Genomic DNA, 15,844 nt, shown 5'->3' with positions numbered 1-15,844 from the left:
ACATTAGATTTTGAAGAAGATTTCATGAATTTACTTTCTTCAACGCCTACGGCAGCAACTCCTGCAACTAATCAGTTGAGTTGGTCAGTGAGTAACTTACAACCTTTCCAGATGGAAGAATTTCTGTTTACAATGACCATGAACACACCTATACAAACAACAAATCCGCTAAATGATGGAGATGTTCTCACTTTCACTGGAGTAGTTATTGGAACTGGAACAGACGCCATGCCAGCAGATAATACAATGGTTTTTGATCAAACGGTTGTGAATTCTTATGATCCTAATGATAAAACCTGTCTAGAAGGTAAAACCATCGATCCAGCAGATGTTGGAGAATATGTGCATTACATGATCCGTTTTGAGAATACAGGTACGGCTAGTGCGGTGAATATCGTTGTAAAGGATGAAATTGATTTGGCTCAATTCGATATTACTACTTTGATTCCGCTAGGTGGTAGTCATGATTATTATACTCGTGTGCGAGATACTAATGTGGTAGAATTCATTCACGAAAATATCAATCTAGATTTCAATGATGCGACTAACGATGGTTATGTCCTGTTTAAAATAAAAACCTTAAGCACCTTAGTTACAGGAGATACTTTTGATAATACTGCTGATATTTTCTTTGACTTCAATGCACCTATAGTTACAAATACAGAAGTTGTAACCATAATGACTCCTTTGAGTATAAGCGAGACGACAGACACAAGTATAAAGGTGTATCCCAATCCAGCAACTAGTTTTATGAATCTAACCGCTGCCAACCGTTTAGAGAGCTTTACTATAGTTGATATTAATGGAAGAATGTTATCTCAAAATAATTTTACAGGAAATGGAACAGAGCAACGTATTTCTTTAGAAAACCTTAGTGCTGGAATTTACTTTGTGACTATTCAAAGTGAAGTAGGGCAAAAGGTGGAGAAGTTGATTGTGAAATAAATTTTATATTTCTACGCAACCTTTTGAGAGAAATTACATCTATTATGCAAATCAATCAATCAATCAATCAATCAATCAATCAATCACTATGAGAAGTATCTTACTTGGCGTTACGTTTCTATTTTTTTCAAATTTGTTGATAGCTCAAAATCATGGTAGATTTTGGTATTTTGGAGAAAATGCAGGCCTCGATTTTTCAACCTCTCCGCCTACAGTCCTAAATGATGGTCAATTGAACACAATAGAAAGTTGTAGTGCTATTAGTGATGATCTTGGGAATTTGTTATTTTATACAGATGGTACTTCCGTTTGGAATAAGAATCATATCGTTATGACTAATGGACAAGGATTAAGCGGAAGCTCATCCTCAGCACAGCAACTTATTGTTAGAAATAGAACCACAACTAATGAATTTTTAATATTCACGGTAAATGGAAATACCGGTTTGTCTTACAGTGTTGTGGATATGACATTAGATAATGGACTTGGAGATGTCGATGTTTCCAGAAAGAATATCTCCATGAATCAAAGTGCTCAAGAAAAAGTAACTGCCTATATTAACCCATTGGTAACTGTAAATTGGATAGTTACTTTTAACAATGGGTTATATTTTTCTTACCCTTTGATTAATGGTTCGATTGATATTACCAATCCTACCGTTTCTGCTTTGACTGCTACTTCAGTTTTAACAGATGAACGAGGAATGCTTAAAATATCGCCAGATGGTAGCAAGATTGCTAACACTAGTGTAGGTGATATTAACGGTGCCTTTCTGACTGATTTTGATCCGATTACGGGAGCTATTTCCAATCCAATAAGGTTAACAAGTTCTACAGCATTCAATCGATTTTATGGAATTGAATTTTCGCCTGACTCTAGACTTCTATATGTTAATTCAAATACAGAAAATTCTAGCAACGCATGTGGTATAACAAATCAAAGAGAAATTTTTCAATATGAAATTAACGGAAGTTCAAATTGGAATCAAAACCCTAATTTTTTGGGAGGGTCTACCGGATCACCTTCTTCCCGAGGTTCTTTACAACTAGCTCCGAATGGTAAGATTTATTTTGCAAGAAATTGTCAACCATGGTTAGGTGTAATTGAAAATCCAACCCAAATTGGAACTTTTGCAAATTATGTTGATGATGCTATTCCTTTAGCAAATGGCACAAGGTCTCGTGAAGGTCTGCCTAATGTCGCTGTCCAAGTGTATGCTAACACCTTTAATACTGTAAATGGAATCGCAACTCTGGATTTAGGCTCTGATGGATGTAGCATTTCAGATCCAATGTTTTCAAATTCACAATTTAATGTCTCATCATTAAATTTTAACTTCAATTTTTTAAGTGGAAATACGGGCTCTTACTTTGTTAATATGCCAAATGGTATTTTTACGGTAACCCCAAGCCCAGAAAACCCAACCTACTGGAATTTCTCACCACCAAACGTAATTGTAGATTTCCCAACCCAAACCAGTCCATTCACTCAAGATTTTTGTGTCACGGCAAATGGTTCCATAGAAGACCTAGAAGTAATCGTAGTTCCATTAGAACAAGCACGACCAGGTTTTGATACCGATTATAAAGTGGTAGTTAAAAACAAAGGAAATGTTACGACCAGTGGAATAGTGACATTAGATTTTGAAGAAGATTTCATGAATTTACTTTCTTCAACGCCTACGGCAGCAACTCCTGCAACTAATCAGTTGAGTTGGTCAGTGAGTAATTTACAGCCTTTCCAGATGGAAGAATTTCTGTTTACAATGACCATGAACACACCTACACAAACAACAAATCCGCTAAATGATGGAGATGTTCTCACTTTCACTGGAGTAGTTATAGGAACTGGAACAGACGCCATGCCAGTAGATAACACAATGGTTTTTGATCAAACTGTTGTCAACTCTTATGATCCTAATGATAAAACTTGTTTAGAAGGTAAAACTATTGACCCAAGCGATGTTGGAGAATATGTTCATTATATGATTCGTTTTGAGAATACAGGTATGGCTAGTGCGGTAAACATCGTTGTAAAAGATGAAATTGATTTAAGTCAGTTTGATATCACAACATTGATTCCGCTAGGTGGTAGTCACGATTATTATACGAGAATAAGAGAAGGAAATGTAGTAGAATTCATTCATGAAAATATCAATCTAGATTTCAATGATGCGACTAACGATGGTTATGTATTATTTAAAATCAAAACTTTAAACACTTTAGTTGCAGGAGATACTTTTGATAATACTGCTGATATTTATTTTGATTTCAACGCTCCAATTGTAACCAATACAGAGACAGTAAGTATCATGAGTACAGCAAGCGTAGGAGAAGCTACAGATAACAGTATCACCATTTATCCTAATCCTGCAAACAACTTTATTAACGCGACTGCAAACAATGCCATAGAAAGCATCAGCATAACCGATATGAATGGTAGAATGATCACAGCAACACAATTTACAGGCGCAGTAAACGAGCAACGCCTAGAAATAGGAGAGTTGTCTTCAGGTATTTACTTTGTAACTATAAAAAGCAACGCAGGACAAAAAATAGAGAAGTTGCTAGTGGAGTAAATTTCTCATAACTTCAAAAAAAATGAAAAGCCTTTTCTTAATAGAAGAGGCTTTTTTTGTTCCGCTTTCGCGAAAGCGACAACAACACAAAACTTAAAGAAAACTTAAAGTTTTGATAAGGTTATAGTCTCTATTTTGGGTTTAATATATTTGTTTCAAACGCATAATTTACTAGTTTGAAGTCCTATTTTTTCTCCATTTTATTTTGTTTAATTACCAGTATGACTGCTGCGCAGGACAGTATTCCTCCTGTAAAACAACCTAACTGGATGTCGTGGGGTAGAGTTAGTTTTATATTTAATCAAAGTGCGTTTAATGCAGACTGGCAAGGTGGTGGGGTTACTAATGTTTCAGGTAACCTAGGAATCAGTTATGACATACAGTATAAGCGTAAAAAGCTTTCATGGGATACTAAATTGATTACTGATTTTGGTCTTTCTCAAGTTAAAGATCAGCGATATATACGTAAGACTACTGATCGATTAGAGTTAAACAGTATACTCGGTAATCAAATCAATCAAAGTTTCTGGAATTACAGTACGATTTTTAATTTTAGATCTCAGTTTATTTCTGGTTATGAATTCTTTACAGAAGAGGAGACAGGCGATGACGGTCTTACGAGAACGGTTCAAAGACGTCGCGAGACCTCTGGCAGTTTTTCTCCTTCTTACTTTCAATTAGGATTAGGTTTTCTATGGAAAAAGTCTAAAAATTTCAATTTCAATATTGCTCCTGCCACAACAAGGTTAATCAAAGTATCTTCAAATTTTACTGATGTAGATATGAATGACCCTGTAGCTGTTGAGGCATATGAACCATTTTTTGGTGTAGAGGCTAATAGAACAACGCGATGGGAAGTAGGTGCTTCTTTTAGAGGTTATACAAAATTTGAAGTAGCAAAGAATATTCAAATGGAAAATGTGTTGAGTCTATACAGTGATTACCTCGCAGATCCAGAAAATATTGATATAGATTATAACCTTAATTTATTTTTAAAGGTAAATAAGTACATCAGTGGTAATTTTGAATTTCAGGCTATCTATGACGATAATACCACTAAAGGATTCCAAATACGTCAGGTTATAGGGTTAGGTTTTAAATATGATCTAGGAGAACGTCCTAAAAAAACCGCATAGTTATCAGGTGATTGGGATTTTTTTTAAACTAATTTTTGTGGTACATCAAAACTTATATTCATGAAAAAATGGTGTCCAACAAGTCTGTTAAAATTTCTTCTATTAAGTAATTTATCTATCAAATAAGTAGTTTAATTCTACACAGGTGTCATAGACCTGTCATGTTGATGAGGTAAGGTGACAATATAATAAATCAGACATTTTTTCAGCTCTTAGGCTAGTCATAGTCTGCTATTTACCGTTAATCGATAAAGTGTCATTTTCTGTAGAGTTTAACTAAATTTTCACATCTGTTGTGGCGTTATGGTACGTTTATGTGGCTACTATTTCCATAATGAAAAGAAAAATGAAAAATTATTTAATGGCAATTCTATGTGCCTTATCACTAGGTTTTGTTAACGCTCAAGTAGGTTTAAATGTGCAGAATCCAGACCAGTCTGCCATACTAGATATCAGTTCTGAAGACAAAGGAGTTTTATTTCCACGTATGGATTTAAAAAACCTGTCAGAAGCACAACCGGTTAATAATCCTGCTACGGGACTTGTAGTATGGAATACAGATGCGGCAAATAACGGTACAGACTCAGGTTTTTACTTTTGGAACAATAGCTGGATCAAATTAGGAGTCAATGAAGTCAGTGCGCCAGGCACGGTAGATACTAAAGCTTATGGGCAATTAACTATTAATAACGACTGGAATAGCAATTTACAACAGTATACTTTTACAAGTATAAATACTAACTCTGCTGGACTAGCAACTTCTAACGTGCGTGTGAATGATGGTAATAATTTTTCACTAAGGCCAGAAGTAGCAGGTTTATACAGAGTAACTTTTACTATTACTTATCGCAAGAATGCTGACAATGGGGCAAGTGAAATAGAGTTCTATTTATTTAAAAATAACAATGCGATTAATGATGCTAAGATCAAAGCCCCATTAAACAGAACAGTAAATACAGTTTCCTTCTCAAAATTAATGAATCTAGATGCTTATCAATATTATGGATTAGGTATTTCAAAAAGTGATATGGCACCACAAAATTTGAGTATTACTATTCTTAAGAATCAAACGAGCTTCAATATCGAAAAAATAGACTAAAAATCAGTTTTTTATTCTTAACACAACTTTATCGTAGATAATTCTGTTAATACGTTGGTATTTTATCAACTTGCAATCCAGTTAGGTAAACTAATTCCTACATATAAAATTGGCAGAAAAAGAAGACATTAAAACACCTCAAAAAGGGAAGAAATACAGGTGGCTGCGCAGGATTGCGCGTACCATGTTGGGTATTTTAATAGTTCTTATTTTGTTGCTATTATTTATACGCAGCCCATGGGGACAAAGTATAATTATAGATCAGGCGGTTTCTTATGTAAAAAGTAAAACTGGTACAGATGTGCAACTTGATGGTGCTTTCATAACATTTGACGGAGATATTAGGGTAGAAGGTCTTTATCTAGGCGATGTTAAAAATGATACGCTGGTATATTCTAAGAGTCTTGAAGCAAATATTGCATTACTGCCGCTCATCAAAGGTTCAGTTTTTAAAATAGATGACGTAGAGTGGCATGGACTTACCGCTCGAGTTAAAAGAGTAGATTCTGTTAGTGGTTTTAATTATGAATTTTTAATAGATGCATTTGCAACTACACCAGATACCACGGCTACTAGTGAACCGTTAGATATTAAAATAGGGACTATTTATCTTTCTAATTTTGATATTATTTATAAAGATCAGGTTGATGAAATGGACGCTAGTGCAAATTTTGACGAGCTGTTTCTAGAGATGAATACCTTAGATCTAGATAAAATGATAGTAGATATAGAGACTTTGACTCTCAAAAATGCTGTTGTTAACTATGAGAAAGATGTGGTTACCGCTTTCGCGAAAGCGGAACAAGATACAGACCCCACTAAAGATACCAACCTAGCCGAAGCCATAACCGATAGTGCAGACGATTCTCCATTTCCATTACTCAAAGCAGGTAAGATAAGACTGGATAATGTGGTGATGAATTATAATTCTGAACCAGATGGTATTGTTCTACGTACCGACTTCGGTATTATGGAAACCTCTATACCTAAGGCAAATGTAGAGGGTAGTGATATACTGGTTTCTTATTTTAATTTAGAGGACAGTAATGTAGCGGTGCATATGAGTGATGTGGCTGCAAATACTACAGCGCCAGTAGAGTCTAACGAACCTACTACTTTTGAATGGCCTGACATGAAAGTTGCTTTAAAAAAGTTAGACTTTAAAAATAATAACTTTTTATATACAGTAAATGGCGCTCTACCTTCTGGAAATGAGCTTAATCCAGATGCCATTTCTTTACAAGATATTACAGTAGGTCTAAGTGATTTTAATTTAGGAGATCATAAAGCAGCGGTAATCATTAATGAATTAAAACTGAAAGAAATTTCTGGTTTAAGCGTTAATGATTTTAAAGGTTCTATTAGCATTACAGATGAGAAATTAGATGTTAGTAATTTATATGCTAGTGTAAATAAAAGTTCTTTATCAGCTGATTTAAATTTAGGTTACCCAAATTTAGATGCGTTGATAAATAATCCAGAATCTTTAAATGTCCAGATTAATGTACCGCAATACAATTTTGATCTAAGTGATGTTTATGCGTTTGTGCCAGAATTAGAACAAAACGAGTATGTAAGCAAGCTAGCTCAAAAACCATTTAATGGTAAATTGATAACCAGTGGTAGTACAAGAAATATAAATTTAGACAGTTTTATAGTAAACTGGGGAGCCGCTACATCCATAAATGCGAGTGGTAGGTTACAAAACGTGACAGATGTAGATCAACTGTCTTTTAATATAGATTCTATTAATGCGGTAACGACCAGAGCTACAATTCTCAATTTTATAAAAGAAGATGAACTAGGAATCACACTACCAGAAAATGCGAGACTTAACGCAAGTGCTTTTGGGACGATTACAGATGTAAAAACTAAGGTGAATCTAGCTACTAGTTATGGAGCTGTCGCACTAGATGGTTCTTTTAAGAATGATAAGAATATAGAGTTTAATGCAGGTGTAAAATTAGACACACTTAATCTTAATAAAATGCTAGCTATGGAAGGGCTAGGTAATTTAAGTCTAGAATTAAAAACAAGTGGTAGCGGTAATGACATCAGTACGCTGGATGCAGTTTTAAAAGGTGAAATTCTAGAATTTGCCTATAATGGTTATCCATTAAAAAACATTCCTATAGAAGGAAAGATGAAGAATGGAAAAGGAGATGTGAGCACTGAATATAGAGATGATAATATCAATATATCTCTAACTGCAGACGCTACTCTCGATACCGATATAACCAAAGCAAATGCACAAATAAATGTGGTAGGTGTAGATTTAAGAGCCTTTGGTATTACTTCTCAAAATGTGAAAGCAGCTGGTAACATAGGTGTTTCTTATGAAGGTGATGGAGTAAACTATAAAGTGAACTCTACCATAGGAGATGGTATTGCTGTTTTTGATAATCAGTCGTATTTATTAGGTAATGTAGATGTCGCAGCATTTGTACAACCAGATTCTACATCGGTAGATATTCATAACAAGATGTTAGATCTTGAGTTAAGGTCTAACGTAGATCCAGAAAATCTAACCGTTGCCTTAGATCGTCATATTAATAGATACCTAACTACTAGCACGGCAATGGACACGGCACAACCGGTTGTGATGAAGATTAAAGGGAATATAAGTCCAGCACCTATTTTAAGAGATGTCATCTTACCAGGTTTACAAGCACTAGATACTATAAATATTGCGGTAGATTTTGATGAAAAAGAGCGTAGATTAAATAGTGACGTAAAAGTGGCTTATTTAAAATATGCAGATAGTGAGGTAGATAGCCTAGTAATATCATCAGCGTCAGATGCTCAAAATCTTAAATTTCAATTAGGTTTTAAGAAAATAGCATCAGGTCCAGTTAATATTAAACGTACTGCGATGACTGGTATAGTAGCAGGTAACACGTTAAACCTAGACTTTACATCTTATGATGATGAGGAGAAGTTGATGCATTTTGCTAGCACGCTTTCGCGAAAGCGAGATCAAAACGGTCTAGAGAATCTCATTTTTAACCTTTCTGTAGATGATCTTATTCTTAACAAGCAACCCTGGACCATACCGTCAAATAATGAAATAGCTGTAGGAGAAAGTAAGGTTTTATTTAATGATTTTAAGTTGACTAACGGAGATCAAAGTATAGAATTAAGGTCTGATAGACCAAACACTACAAATGAACATGTGGCGATGTTGATCAATAATTTTAGATTACAAGGATTGCTAAGTTTCTTAAATTCTGATGAAAAACTAGCTACAGGAAAGGTGAATGGAGAATTTGTCCTAGATGATATTTATGGAGCAACAGGTTTCATTGCAGATTTACAGATAGAGGATTTTCATGCTATGGAAACACCATTAGGAATATTAAAGTTAGATGCAAAATCACTAGACGCATCTAAGTACGATATGAATATGAGTGTAAAGGGTGAAGATGTTGATATAGTGCTGGATGGAGATTATGAGGCAAATGAAGTTGCTGCAAAATTAAACTTAGATCTAGATATAAATAAAGTCGCGATGAGCACACTGGCTGGTATTTCTGACGGTTTTCTTAAAGATGGTAGTGGTTCTATAAATGGAACGTTTAAAGTGGCAGGGACAACCGTAGATCCTGAGTATGATGGGGTTTTAAAGTTTAATAATGCAACGGCTAGTGTTTCTATGCTAGACACTAGTTTCACTTTTAAAAATGAAGAAATTAAAATAGATAATGATGGTATTTACATGGACCAACTATCTATTACAGATGCAAATGGTAATCCATTTATTATAGATGGAACCGTGGGAACAGAAAACCTATTACAACCGACTCTAGATTTAGACTTAAAAGCAGTTAATTTTACAGCGCTTAATAGTACTGAAAAGGATAATGACCTGTATTATGGTAAGGCTACCTTTGATGCCAGTGCAAAAATAACTGGTAATACAGACGTTCCTGTAATAGATCTAGATGTAACGGTAAAGAATGTAACTGATGTGACTTATGTTTTACCAGCGACAGAGTTAGATGTGGTAGAGCGTGATGGTATTGTGCAATTTGTAAATAAGGTGAATCCAGATGCTATTCTTACACAAACGGAAGAAGAGTCGGCAACGTTAACAGGTTTTGATGTAACAGCAAGTTTTAAAGTACGCAAGGACGCAAAGGTTACTATAATTATAGATCCTGATACGGGAGATCAACTACAGGTTTCTGGAGATGCAGACCTTAAGTTTAGAATGACACCTAATGGAAGAATGACACTTGCAGGAAGGTATGAGATTTCTGAAGGTTTTTATCAATTTAATCTTTACGACATTGTTTCTAGACGTTTTGATCTAGCAAAAGGTGGTAGCGTTACCTGGTCTGGTGATCCATTTGATGCCATTCTAGATGTAAGTGCTATTTATAAAGTAGAGACTAGTGCAAGTGCGATAATGGCTAGTCAGACCAGTGGTGCAGATCTAGCAACGCAAGAAAAATACCGTCAGAGATTGCCTTTTGTAGTGTATTTGAATATTGATGGAGAGCTGCTGAAGCCTGAAATTAGTTTTAAACTCGATTTACCAGAAGATGAACAAGGTGCTTTGGGAGGAGAAGTGTACAGTAGGTTACAACAAGTTAATACTCAAGATCAGGAATTAAATAAGCAAGTGTTTTCTCTTCTTGTTCTTAATAAATTTTTCCCTACTAGTGGTACAGATGGTAGTAATGGAGGAACGGCAACTATTGCTAGAGATAACTTAAACCAGGCTTTGAGCGATCAATTAAATCAATATGGTGGGCAATTATTAGGTAAAACAGGTATAGATTTCAACTTTGGGTTAGATAGTTATACAGACTATGCTAGCGGTAGTGGACAGGAAAGAACACAATTAGATGTAACGGCAAGTAAAAAATTATTAGATGATAGATTAATTGTAAGTGTAGGTAGTGAAGTAGATATTCAAGGTAGTGCGCAAGATGGAGAAGAAGTGCCTGTGATAGGTAATGTAAGTCTAGAATATTTGTTGACACAAGCTGGTCAGTGGAGATTAAAAGGTTTCCGTCGCAATCAATATGATAACGTGGTAGATGGGCAGCTAGTAGTAAGTGGTATTTCATTAATCTTTACCAAAGAATTTAATGAATTTAAAAACCTATTTGCAAAGACAGTTCTAGCCGAGGATCAAAAAGCTAGAAAAGAAGAAGAGGAAGAATTAAAGAAGAAAGAGGACAGCGAGAGTAAAACAACTGAAGAAAATAAAAACTAAATCAAAGCACTTGAATTTAAATAATTACATAAAAACCCTATTAGTTATAAGTATCGTTCTTATAGCGTCTTCATGTGCGGTAAAGAAATACGTGCCAGAAGATGAATTGTTATTTACGGGCTCTTCACTTGATATAAAATTAGATTCCCTGACAGATGTTAAAAATGTAGCTGCTCTTAAATTAGAGCTAGAAGCAACACTTTCGCCACAACCTAATTCAAAGTTTCTAGGAATGCGTCCAGGATTGCATTATTACTATAAAGTGAATAAAGATAGTGCGGGATTTATTGCAAGATTTTTAAACAAGAAAATAGGAGAGAAGCCTGTTTATTTAAGTGATGTAGAGGAAGAAGCGACTAGAGATTTATTGCGTAATAGATTAGAAAATAGAGGATTTTTCTTTAGTAATATATCGTCTAAAACCCTAAAGGATGAAGATGCAAAGGAAGGTAACGTATCGTACAATGTTACTTTACCTAATCCATATCGCATGAAAACTTATCAGGTAGATCGTGACTCTATTCCATTTTATAAAGTGTTAGAAGATCAGATAAAAAACACTCCTATAAAAGTAGATTCTCGTTTTGATTTATCTGCTTTGAAGCTGGAAAGGGAACGTATAGATTTAAATTTAAAGGATAAGGGGTATTATAATTTCAATTCTGGTTTTTTAATATTTCAGGCAGACACTAATCAATATAAAAATAGAAAATTTGATCTGTTTTTAAAATTGAAACAAGACGTGCCTACGAAGGCCATAAAACCATATCAAATAAAGTCAGTAAATGTTTTTCCATATAACGTTACTAACAATGATACTGTTAAGGTAGATACCGTACGTTATGCAAATAAAGACTTTATTCAAGAATCAGATTTCTTTAGGCCAGATCGATTAGACCCTTTTATACTTTTAGAGAAAGGTGATTTGTATAATCCAGAAAAATCTAAAGCTACTAGCAGGCGTTTAGGCTCCATAGGTGCTTATAAATTTGTCAATATAGAATATACAGAAATAGATGGAGAGCAAACAGATAGTCTTAATTACTTAGAAGCAAACATCTTTCTATCTCCTTTAAATAAAAGAGCCATACGTGCCGAATTGCAAGCGGTAACTAAATCAAATGATTTCTCTGGTCCTACATTAGGACTTACTTTTTCTAATCGTAATTTATTTAAAGGTGGAGAGACTCTGAATATTAAAGCTACAGGAACTTATGAAGTGCAAGTAGCTGGTAACAGTAGTGGTGGTCTAACTAGTACAGAATTCGGTTTAGGTGCAGACTTAATTTTCCCACGTGTGTTAGCTCCTTTTAAGGTAGATAGTGATTACTTTGAGTATGCCATTCCTAAAACTAAAACCAGTCTTAATGCATCGATCTTAAACCGTAGCCAGTTGTACAGTTTACTAACTTTTTCCGGTAGTTTTGGTTATGTGTGGCAAGCAAATAAATATGTAACGCACGAGTTAAATCCGGTGTCTATTAACTACGTGAGACCCACAAATATATCTGAAGAATTTCAAGCTATACTAGACGATAACGCATTTTTACAAAGTAGTTTTGATCAACAATTTATTTCTGGATTAACCTATTCATTTACTTATAACGGTATGTTGAGTCAGAGCAAGAGAGCCTTGTACTATGTGAATAGTACTGTAGATGTTGCTGGTAATAGCATTAGTTTATTAGCTCAAGAAAATGATCTAGGTAAGAAAGAGTTCTTAGGATTAGAATATGCACAATACGCAAAGGCAGATGTAGACTTTAGATTTCATTATTTACTTGGTAAAGAGTCTCGATTAGCAACACGATTATTTGCTGGTTATGGATTGCCTTTTGGTAACAGTGATGTTTTACCATTTAGTAAACAGTATTTTTCTGGAGGAGCGTATAGTGTGCGCGCTTTTAGAACTCGATCTTTGGGACCTGGAACCTACACTCCAGAAAATGATGAAGACATCTCGTTTTTTGATCAATCTGGTAACGTGCGTCTAGAGGCAAATGTAGAGTATCGTTTTCCTATTTACGGCTATGTTAAAGGAGCTCTTTTTGTAGATGCAGGAAATGTATGGTCTACCGCAGGAAACGGTTTAGATGGTGGCGAGTTCAGTAGTAATTTTTTGAATGAACTAGGTATAGGTGCAGGAGTAGGAATGCGTGTAGATGTTCAAGGATTTGTGATACGTTTTGACCTAGCTGCTCCATGGCACGATCCATCGCTTCCAGAAAATGAACGTTGGAATTTTGATGTAGAAAATCCCGTGTTCAACTTTGCTATAGGTTATCCGTTCTAAGAGTTTTTTGCTTTGTCCGCTTTCGCGAAAGCGGAATATTTAAAAATACTATATTGTACCTTTTTTTAAATAGATAGAATAATGGATAATTTCGATAACAATAATAACACTTACCGTCAAAGAAGAGGTAGAGAAGAGTACCAGCCGGCTGCAACTAATGATGCAGGAATGTTTGAGATGATAGGCAAGTGTTTTACTAATTATGCAAACTTTACAGGAAGAGCTCGCAGGTCAGAATATTGGTATTTTAGATTGTTCAACTTCATAGTTTTGTTCTTCTTCTTTTTCATATTTATGTTATTAGGATCTGTTAAAGAAATGCGTGTTGTTTTATTGATCATTTATATTCTTTATGTGCTGGCAACCATTGTACCTAGTGTAGCAGTTACAGTTAGAAGATTACATGATACTGGTAGATCTGGATGGAGCTTTCTATTAGGATTTGTTCCGGTAGCAAGTATTATGTTATTAATTTTCTTAACGGAAGACAGTAAGTATGGAGCTAATCAATGGGGTGTTAATCCTAAAGGATTAGGAAGTGATAATTTTAACGCTCCTAAAAATCAATATAATGACGGTTTTTAACTTAAAAACTTTTAAATCTTTCTAAAACATAAAGAGTTACTTTCAATCTGATATTATATTTGTTTTAAAAATATTATGTGGAGAAAAGTATTTCAAGTGTTAGGACTAGTCGCAGCACTTTTAAGTTTACTGCCTCTTATAGCTGCAGACTACTGGTGGATAAGAGTTTTTGATTTTCCACATCTTCAACTTACCGCTTTTACCTTATTAGCGATTTTGCTTTACTTCTTTACTTTTAAGCCTAAATGGATTAATGATTATGCATATATAACAGTTTTGTTGGGTTGTTTTGCTTTTCAATTTTTTAAAATAGTTGATTACACACCGTTATATCCGGTAGAAGTGGAAGACAGCTCTTCTGCTATTTCTGAGGATAATTACATTAGTATTTATACGGCAAATGTGTTGCAAGAAAATAAAAATACAGAAGAACTATTTAAAGAAATAGAATCTAAAGAACCAGATTTAATTGTTTTTACAGAGACTAATGATAGGTGGAGTGATGCTATAAAAAATAGAATAGGCGATTCATATCCTTTTAAAGTGGAGCAACCACAGGATAATACTTATGGTATGTTAGTGTATTCTAGGTTAGAATTATCAGACACGAGAATTAAATTTCAAGTAGATCCAGAAATACCTTCTATTGATGCTAAGGTCAGGATGAAGAATGAAAATTTATTTCAATTATATGCGATACATCCTACACCACCCATGCCGCAGCACAATCCTTTAAGTACAGACCGTGATAAGGAGTTAATGCTTACTGCTATCGCAAGTAATAAGTCTAAAATACCTGTAATAGTTCTAGGTGATTTCAATGATGTGGCTTGGTCTCATAGCACCCAACTAACTAAAACAGTAGGTAAATTATTAGATTTGAGAATAGGAAGAGGGTTTTATAGCACCTACCACGCACAGTATCCATTGATGAGGTGGCCACTAGATCACATACTTATCTCACCAGAATTTAGATTAAAGAAAGCAGGTACTGGTGCAGATTTTGACAGTGACCACTTTCCTTCATGGGCAGTTTTAACCTATGAGCCAGAGCTTGCAGATCAACAAAAACCGATTGAACCAGATGAAGATGACTGGAAACAAGCAAAAAAGCAATTGAAAACTACTGATTTACAATCTCTGTTAGATATTTGAGATCTATTCTAATATTTAAGTACAGAATGTGAAATAGATAATAATCTATTCTGTTTTTTCAGATTCAATTATTAAGTGAGGGTATTTATCCAGTTCATAATCTAGAACTAGTCCACCAGCAAGAGATTGAGTAATTTCAGGTCCATAAAGTACATCGCATAGATACATGGCAGCCTCAAAAGATCTCGCACCGCCAGCGCTGGTAATTACATTTTGATCATGTACAAACCATATATTTTTTCTTATATCTAACTGAGGGAAACGATCTTTCATTTGATCAATATCTGACGGGAAGGTTGTACTTACTTTATCGTCTAAGATTCCTGCTTGTGCTAGTACAAATGCACCATCACAATGGGACGTGATATACATGGCATTTTCACTTACTTGTTTTACAAAGTTGATCATTGTGTTGTTTTCTAGATCTGTATCTAGATGATGCTCTGCACTGGGAACTACCAGTATATCTATATTAGGCGCGTTATCAAATGTATAGTCAGGTAATATTCTTATTCCTTCAAATGTTGTGACCGCATCCATAGTTTGCGCTACCAAAAAGACATTCATAGGTTTTATGCCTTCACGGTATTTAGTGTGTTGAAATATATCAAATGGCGCTGTAAGTTCTGTATTAAAAGTACCGTCCATTATTAGAAAACCCACATTGTATGCATTTTCTTTAAGTTGAGGTGTGGATACTTCTTCTTTAGTTATAGATTTTTCTAATTTGCTAGTTTTATTACAAGAAATTAAGCCGATGACTAAGAATACTGTTAAGAGTAAATTGGCATTGTTAGTTAAATTATAAACAATTGATTTCATATTAACT

The 15,844-nt window shown here is 34.6% G+C and carries 9 protein-coding genes; 8 read left to right on the top strand and 1 reads right to left on the bottom strand.

What is annotated here, in order from left to right:
* The 8 genes from LY01_RS07405 to LY01_RS07370 all read left to right on the top strand — a co-directional run.
* Nucleotides 1-945, top strand: a 945-nt coding sequence (locus LY01_RS07405) for a T9SS type A sorting domain-containing protein (RefSeq protein ID WP_146080385.1), incomplete at its 5' end; no start/stop codon positions are given.
* Nucleotides 946-1,033: 88 nt separating this feature from the next.
* Nucleotides 1,034-3,523: a DUF7619 domain-containing protein gene (locus LY01_RS07400; RefSeq protein WP_104515185.1), complete on the top strand. Its 2,490-nt coding sequence runs from the start codon at nt 1,034-1,036 to the stop codon at nt 3,521-3,523.
* 221 nt (nt 3,524-3,744) lie between these two features.
* Entirely contained in the window at nt 3,745-4,659 is a 915-nt protein-coding gene (locus LY01_RS07395; protein WP_211289281.1) for a DUF3078 domain-containing protein, read from the top strand.
* Between the two features lie 346 nt (nt 4,660-5,005).
* Nucleotides 5,006-5,758 (top strand): hypothetical protein, encoded by a 753-nt coding sequence (locus LY01_RS07390; RefSeq protein ID WP_170034553.1) that lies wholly within the window; start codon nt 5,006-5,008, stop codon nt 5,756-5,758.
* A gap of 109 nt (nt 5,759-5,867) precedes the next feature.
* Complete coding sequence (locus LY01_RS07385; protein WP_211289280.1) at nt 5,868-10,982, top strand: translocation/assembly module TamB domain-containing protein; 5,115 nt, start codon at nt 5,868-5,870, stop codon at nt 10,980-10,982.
* 10 nt (nt 10,983-10,992) lie between these two features.
* Nucleotides 10,993-13,275 (top strand): translocation and assembly module lipoprotein TamL, encoded by a 2,283-nt coding sequence (tamL, locus tag LY01_RS07380; protein ID WP_104515181.1) that lies wholly within the window; start codon nt 10,993-10,995, stop codon nt 13,273-13,275.
* An 81-nt stretch (nt 13,276-13,356) separates the two neighbouring features.
* On the top strand, nt 13,357-13,860 hold the full coding sequence (locus LY01_RS07375; protein ID WP_245890651.1) for a DUF805 domain-containing protein: 504 nt from the start codon (nt 13,357-13,359) through the stop codon (nt 13,858-13,860).
* 75 nt (nt 13,861-13,935) lie between these two features.
* Nucleotides 13,936-15,015 (top strand): endonuclease/exonuclease/phosphatase family protein, encoded by a 1,080-nt coding sequence (locus LY01_RS07370; protein WP_104515180.1) that lies wholly within the window; start codon nt 13,936-13,938, stop codon nt 15,013-15,015.
* A gap of 45 nt (nt 15,016-15,060) precedes the next feature.
* Here LY01_RS07370 and LY01_RS07365 read toward each other — a convergent pair whose 3' ends face one another.
* Complete coding sequence (locus LY01_RS07365; RefSeq protein ID WP_104515179.1) at nt 15,061-15,837, bottom strand: DJ-1/PfpI family protein; 777 nt, start codon at nt 15,835-15,837, stop codon at nt 15,061-15,063.
* Between the last annotated feature and the right edge of the window lie 7 nt (nt 15,838-15,844).

Source organism: Nonlabens xylanidelens, from assembly GCF_002934445.1.
GTDB classification, from domain to species: domain Bacteria; phylum Bacteroidota; class Bacteroidia; order Flavobacteriales; family Flavobacteriaceae; genus Nonlabens; species Nonlabens xylanidelens.
The sequence above is the reverse complement of the archived record's forward strand: the minus strand, read 5'-3'. Positions and strand labels throughout refer to the sequence as shown.

Bases quoted from the DNA above. Each gene is read 5' to 3' on its own strand.
- LY01_RS07370 (WP_104515180.1), top strand. From the start codon at position 13,936: ATGTGGAGAAAAGTATTTCAAGTGTTAGGACTAGTCGCAGCACTTTTA.
- LY01_RS07395 (WP_211289281.1), top strand. From the start codon at position 3,745: ATGACTGCTGCGCAGGACAGTATTCCTCCTGTAAAACAACCTAACTGG.
- LY01_RS07365 (WP_104515179.1), bottom strand. From the start codon at position 15,837: ATGAAATCAATTGTTTATAATTTAACTAACAATGCCAATTTACTCTTA.
- LY01_RS07390 (WP_170034553.1), top strand. From the start codon at position 5,006: ATGAAAAATTATTTAATGGCAATTCTATGTGCCTTATCACTAGGTTTT.
- LY01_RS07375 (WP_245890651.1), top strand. From the start codon at position 13,357: ATGGATAATTTCGATAACAATAATAACACTTACCGTCAAAGAAGAGGT.
- LY01_RS07400 (WP_104515185.1), top strand. From the start codon at position 1,034: ATGAGAAGTATCTTACTTGGCGTTACGTTTCTATTTTTTTCAAATTTG.